5 protein-coding genes and 1 tRNA gene are annotated in these 6,477 nt (G+C 64.7%); 5 read left to right on the top strand and 1 reads right to left on the bottom strand.

Annotated elements, in window-relative coordinates; translation table 11 throughout:
* Nucleotides 1-292: transposase family protein (locus tag FJZ36_17380; GenBank protein MBM3216672.1), on the bottom strand; the 292-nt coding region annotated here is incomplete at its 3' end.
* A 172-nt stretch (nt 293-464) separates the two neighbouring features.
* Between FJZ36_17380 and FJZ36_17375 the strand changes: the two genes are divergently transcribed.
* The 5 genes from FJZ36_17375 (at nt 465) to rlmD (ending at nt 6,465) form a co-directional block, all read left to right on the top strand.
* Nucleotides 465-540 (top strand) — tRNA-His (locus FJZ36_17375).
* A gap of 995 nt (nt 541-1,535) precedes the next feature.
* Entirely contained in the window at nt 1,536-2,093 is a 558-nt protein-coding gene (locus FJZ36_17370; protein ID MBM3216671.1) for a sigma-70 family RNA polymerase sigma factor, read from the top strand.
* Nucleotides 2,094-2,788: 695 nt separating this feature from the next.
* Nucleotides 2,789-4,534 (top strand): ABC transporter ATP-binding protein, encoded by a 1,746-nt coding sequence (locus FJZ36_17365; protein MBM3216670.1) that lies wholly within the window; start codon nt 2,789-2,791, stop codon nt 4,532-4,534.
* A gap of 55 nt (nt 4,535-4,589) precedes the next feature.
* Entirely contained in the window at nt 4,590-5,174 is a 585-nt protein-coding gene (locus tag FJZ36_17360; GenBank protein ID MBM3216669.1) for a DUF1854 domain-containing protein, read from the top strand.
* Nucleotides 5,143-6,465 (top strand): 23S rRNA (uracil(1939)-C(5))-methyltransferase RlmD, encoded by a 1,323-nt coding sequence (gene rlmD / locus FJZ36_17355; protein ID MBM3216668.1) that lies wholly within the window; start codon nt 5,143-5,145, stop codon nt 6,463-6,465. Before FJZ36_17360 ends, rlmD begins: the two co-directional genes overlap by 32 nt.
* Nucleotides 6,466-6,477 lie beyond the last annotated feature (12 nt).

Here is a 6,477-nt window from a genome sequence, read left to right as displayed (position 1 = left end):
ACCGACGCCTCTCCCAACGTCCTCGGTTCCGCTCGATGGTCTGAGCAGATCGCCGCGTGATCGCAAGCCCGTCTGCGTCCTCATCGAGTCGGCGCAGCACTCGCGAGAACGTCGCCGCACAGGGCGTCGCGGATCGTTCATATCCCAAGGCTTGGGCATACTCGACGCGCAGCCGTCCCCGTTCCGCGGTCGCACGAGGACCTTGCGTTCCACAAAGAACCGCAAAGCACAACTGCAGCAGGATCGTCGCCAGAGAATGCTGCACCTTCGACGCTCGGTGTGGATTCGACACGAACGCTCATCTCTCTGCGAGCGATGGAGGTCGTTGCATCGTGAATGACTCCTTTCACACCCATGACTCGTCATCACGATTCTTCCATCACCCAACCATTCGTGAAACAGCCCTCGCGCGGCTTCGTGGCGCTTGCCTTGCCTAACCTTGGGGGGTACCATCTTACCGCGTGGTGAGTGTAGCTCAGTCGGTAGAGCGCTTGACTGTGGATCAAGTGGTCGTGGGTTCAAATCCCATCACTCACCCCAACCCCAATACCCAGAAAACCCGCGCCATTACTGAACCAGAGAGCAATCCCGAGAGCCAGCTTCGGGACCACTTTGCCTGAAACCTGTCTCGATACAGGGGTTTGGGCGTGGTGCACTTCTCCTGAGGTCCATTCAGGACAAGGAAGCATGGATCGGGAACAGCGTGATACAGCGTTGATTGTCCCAGATGCCTGCTAGCGGACCCACTGTCGTCGCGAACGTAACATCCGTCGCTCCGATCCCCGGGCACAAGCCCTCGACCACGCCACTGGGACGGATGGCAGGCACGGACTTCTGGCTGCGAAATCCTGACAGACACAACGAAAAGTGCATCCACGACGGGGAACCAGTGGAGGTGGGGAAGGTATGTCCTGTGCCCACCTCGAAATCACCGGACTCGACGCGGGCAACCGCGCCGGGACCGGGGAACAAAGAAAGGAGGACATAAATGGTCGACACAATTGGAGGTGTCTTCGCGTAAGCGTTGACCAACGCCCGCGAGGGCGCTTCAGGTTGTGAAGCGCGGGGGAGCGAGGAAGAGCGCGAGCTCGGACTTGCCCTCCGCGCTCTCTTGGGCTAGACTGCAAAGAGCCGAGCGGCGGCAACCGCGAGGCATCCCAAGCATCCGGGCAACCGGATGAGCCTCCCAACTTGAAGTCACTCGACGGGCACCACCAGAGGAAAGGAAAGATCGAATGATCCGGACCCGTTTCCAGAGCGGCGCTTGGGCGCGCGCCGGTTCGGTGGCGCGCGATACGTTGCTGGACGTCGATCACGGATTCGCGGCTTGAGGATGGGAACGAAGGCTCTCGCAGAGGGAGCGACCGGCCGGGACACGGCACGATACGCCTGACACACGTTCTTCCTCGCACGCCAGAACGTCGCCAAGGCGTCGGACGCGAACACACGTTCTCATCTTCGCCCGAAGTGAGATTCCTCATGCCACATCAGACGGTTCACTCGACCATGGGGCGGCGATCCAGCCGCAACGCCAGATGGCAGGGGAAGTTCGAAATGATCCGGCGTCACCAGTAACCCAACGCGCGCGTTCTGTCTATCACCACACACTAGGTTTCGATTCACTCGGAGTGCCACTCCGTGCCCGGGGCGAGCCGTGCAGTACGGTGCCCAGGTCGAAGTGGGGCGTGCCATGCCGAGTCAGGATGGTGCGAGGAGTCAGAATGGCTTCCGGGAATCCCGCGTTTTGGGAGGTACCCGTTGAACCGCACAAGCTGGACGCGTTCTCTGCGGGACGCGCTCTCTGGAAACCGGTCCGGCGCACCGCCGACAGCGCCGACCGGCTGAACCAGAAGCGCGAACTGGTCCGCGCCTTGATGCGGTTCATCGAGCAAGAGCTCACGAGCCGGCAGCGTGACTGCGTGCAGCTCTACTTCATGGAAGGCATGTCGCAACAAAAGGTCGCCGACACGCTCGGGATCTCGCGGCGAGTCGTCAGCCAGCACCTGTTCGGCATCCACCGAAACGGGCGGCAGGTCGGCGGCGCGATGAAGCGAATCCGTAAGCTTTGCCAGCGCTACGGCGTCCATATCTGACGGGCGCGGCGAGTCGGAACGCAACCGGCTCGCCGAATCCCCGTCTCGGCTAGGTTGACGCGCTGCACGAGCCGTCCCATCGATGAGCGGGCGCAAGCGCGATGCCCGCCCGTGTCCGTGTCTGTGAACGCGCGATAGGAGCCGCGACGATGCCAGAGCTGGATGCGCTGCCAGCAGCAGGGACCCACGCGTTGACGGCGGCAGGACTGGACCCTGCCTCGGTCGTGTTGAGCGCCAGCACCGACGTCAACGCCGACGGAACCTTCGGAGAAGGGTGGTTCGTCCTGACCGACGGCGATGTGCTCGCCCTGGACGGTCAGGGCGCGGTTCTCCATCGAATCGCCTATGCGGACGTGACAGGAGTGCGCTCCGAGGCGGTCGTCGGCGGAGGGATGCTGACGATCCAGGCGGGCGCCGATGCCGTCGATCTGATCCGCTACTCGAACGCCCTCGCGCCGAAGTTCGGCTACATCGCTCAGTGGCTCTCGGAACGAATCGAGTGGCGAGACGGCAAGAAGGACAACGAGCCGGACTGGAACTACGAGGAAGAGCGGAAGTTCTGCAAGACCTGCCGGCTCCCGCTGCCCGACGAGTTCACGCCCTGCCCGGCGTGCATGAAGAAACACCGGGTCTTCCTGCGGATCCTGTCCTATCTGAAGCCGTACAAAGTCCAGGCGATCGCCGTCGGGCTCTTCATGCTCGCGACGACCGTACTGACGCTGATGCCGACCTACTTCACGCGCATCATGATCGACGATGTGCTGGCGACGCCAGAAGCCCTTGCGGCGAATCCGCCGACGAGCCTCGGCAAAATCTTCCGAAGCATGGGAACCGGCGGACTGGCGCTGCTGGTCGCCGTGCTCTGTCTGGCGGGGTCGCACGCCGTGTCCCAGATTCTAGGCGTGTTCCGAGGCAGGCTGCACGCGTGGCTGGGTCTGCGGCTCTCCGCCGATATCCGCGCTCAGCTCTACGAGCGCCTGCACGGGCTCTCCCTGCGGTTCTTCGACAAGCGGCAGACCGGCACGGTCATGTCGCACATCACCGAGGACAGCGGGAGGCTCCAGGGCTTCCTCGTGGACGGTCTGCAGTTCGTCGTCATGGACGGTCTGATGATCGTCGGCATCGGCGCGATCCTGTTCTGGATGAACTGGAAGCTGGCGCTGTTCATCCTGATCCCCGTGCCGTTGGTCGTCCTGGGCGGCGGCTGGTTCTGGACGAAGGTGCGAAGCCTGTGGCATCGGTCGTGGAGGCGCCGCTCGAAGCTGTTCGACGTCGTCAACGACTCGGTCTCCGGCGTGCGCGTCGTGCGCGCGTTCGCGCAGGAGAACTACGAGATCACGCGGTTCAACGACGCCAACGAGGACGTGCGGTCCTACGAGACCCGCGCGGAGATGCTCTGGGCGACCTACTTCCCGCTGCTGTGGCTCTCCATCGACGTCGGGGCGCTCATCGTTTGGTACGTCGGCGGACGGCAGGTGCTGGGCACCGAGATGAGCCTTGGAACCCTGATGACGTTCAACGGGTTCCTGTGGCGGTTCTACGAGCCGCTGATGCACGCAAGCCCGGTTCTCAACTGGTTCTCGCGGTCGCTGACGGCGGCTGAGCGCATCTTCGAGGTCCTCGACTCAGAGCCGGAGCAGTACGACGACGGCAGCCTGGTCGACCTGCAGGAGATCAAGGGCGAGGTCGAGTTCCGCGATCTGACGTTCGGGTACGAAGCGCACAAACCGGTTCTCAAGGGCATCGATCTGCACGTGAAGCCCGGCGAGATGATCGGTCTGGTGGGTCACTCCGGCGCGGGCAAGTCGACGATGATCAACCTGATCTGCCGGTTCTATGTCGCGAACTCCGGCGGGCTCTTCATCGACGGCGAGGACATCAACCGCATCCGGTTGAGCGACCTGCGGCGGCAGATCGGCGTCGTGCTCCAGGAGCCGTACCTGTTCAATGGGAGCATCGCGGACAACATCGCCTATGCCAAGCCCGGCGCGACCATCGAGGAGGTGATCGAGGCGGCGAAGGCGGCGAACGCCCACGAGTTCATCGCCAAGTTCCCCGACGGATACGACACGCAGGTCGGCGAGCGCGGCGGACGGCTTTCCGGCGGCGAACGCCAGCGCATCTCCATCGCTCGGGCGATCCTGCACAATCCGCGCATCCTGATTCTGGACGAGGCGACTTCGTCGGTGGATGTCCACACGGAGAAGAAGATCCAGGAGGCGATATCGCGGCTCGTGCAGAACCGGACGACCTTCGCCATCGCGCATCGGCTCTCGACGCTGCGGAACGCCAACCGCCTGTTCGTGTTGGAGAAGGGCAAGGGCGTCGAGTGCGGCACGCACGAGGAGCTCATGGAGAAGAAGGGCATCTACTTCAAGCTCGTCGATACGCAGCGTCAGACGTCCGAGATCCGCTCCCAGGCGGAAGCGGTCTCCGGCTGATATCGGCTTGCATGGCGTCCTCCAGGCTGGCAGGGGGACGCCCGAAAGGTCAGGAATGAGCGAAGAAGCCACATCAAAGAGCAAGGACGCGCCGGTCGTCGGGTCGCAGGCAGCGCCGCCGGAGCCGCCCAAAGTAGGGGACGAGGACGATTTCGTCGTCCGCTACCTAGAGCCCGACAAGACGCGGCTGTTCCGGTCGCCGCTGGGATCGCCCCGCCTGGAGATCGTCGGCGAGGTGAGCTACCCGCGCGTCACCGTCCGGCGGCTCCGCCCGTTGAGCGATCCGGAGCACTACGTCTCGGTCTGGATCGGCGACGACCGCGAGATCGGCATCATCCGTGACCCGGCGGAACTCGACACCGATAGCCGCGAGATCATCGCCGAGGAGCTCGGGCTCCGCTACTTCGTGCCGGTCATCCACCGGATCGTCAAGGTCAAGGAGCGCTTCGGCGTCCACGACTGGCAGGCGGAGACCTCGCGCGGAACGCTCACGTTCTCCGTGCGCGGGCTGCACGACAACCTGAAGCAGATTCCGCCGTCGCGGCTGCTGGTCACGGACGTTCGGGGGAACCGTTACGACATCCCCGACGTGAACGCCCTCGACGCGCATTCCTACGTCCAGATTCAGCGGCACCTGTAGACGGGGTAACCTCTTGGCTCGCCGCAGGAAGAAGCGGACGTACGCCCAGGAACGTCTCGACGAAACGCTCGAATCGGGCATCGGACTCGCGGAGCCCGCGTGCCGGTACGCTGGCGAATGCGGCGGGTGCGCGTGGCAAGCCGTCGCGTACGACCGACAGCTCGACTTCAAGCGCGAGTGGGTCGAACGCGCGTTCCGCGAGCAGGGCTTCGACGACCTGAAGGTTCCGACGCCTCTCGGCTCCCCCGACCTCTACCGTTATCGCAACAAGATGGAGTTCTCGTTCTCCGCGCGGCGTTGGCTGACGCGGGCGGAGATCGACTCCGGCGATCCGATTCCGCGCGACTTCGCCCTCGGACTCCATGCCCCCGGCGCGTTCGACCGCGTTCTCGACATCGCGTCCTGCCCCATCCAGTCGGAAGCCGCCGACCGCCTTCTGGAGGCGACGCGCGCGTTTGCGGTTCAGTCCGGCGCGGAACCCTACGACATCCATGCACGGACGGGCTTCCTGCGGTATCTCATCCTGCGCGTCGGCGTCCACACGGGGCAGACGCTGGTCATGCTCGTGACGACGGAGCGGCGCGAGGGGTTCATGCGCGACTACGCGGCGGCGCTGGACTCGGCGGGGCTCCTCCCGACCTGCCTGGCGAACGGCGTCACGGAGCGGCTCGGAGCGACATCCGAGGGGAGCGAGATCACCATCGACGCCGGTTCTCCGAGCATCCAGGAGCGGATCGGCGAGTGGACGTTCGAGCTGGGCCCCGAGACGTTCTTCCAGCCGAACACCCGCTCGGCGGAACGCCTCTGCGAGGTCCTGCGGAGGTTCGCGGGTCTATCGGGCAGGGAGACAGTTCTCGACCTCTACTGCGGCGTCGGAACCTTCGCGCTGTCGCTGTCGCCGGACGCGGGCGAGGTTCTCGGCGTCGAGCGCGTCGAGGCGGCCGTCGATAGCGCCCGCCGGAACGCCTACGCGAACGGTGTGAACAATGCGCGCTTTATCGCCCACGACCTGGACAGCGGTCTGCCGTCGGCGCTCTCCGATCTCCAGCCCGATGTCGTCATCGTGGATCCGCCAAGAGCCGGGCTGCACGCGAACACGGTCCAGACGATCCGGGAGCTCGCGCCGGCGCGGGTCGTCTCGGTGAGCTGCCATCCGGTTCCCCAGGCGGAGAACCTGCTCGCCCTGTGCGCCGACAGTTCCTACTACATCGCCGAGACGCAGCCGGTCGATCTCTTCCCGCACACGCCGCACGTCGAGAACGTCGCGCTGCTGATCCGGTCGCGGGGATAGCGCAGACGCGCT

The sequence above is a fragment of the Candidatus Poribacteria bacterium genome (genome assembly GCA_016866785.1).
In the GTDB taxonomy this organism is placed as follows: Bacteria; Poribacteria; WGA-4E.
The sequence above is the reverse complement of the archived record's forward strand: the minus strand, read 5'-3'. Positions and strand labels throughout refer to the sequence as shown.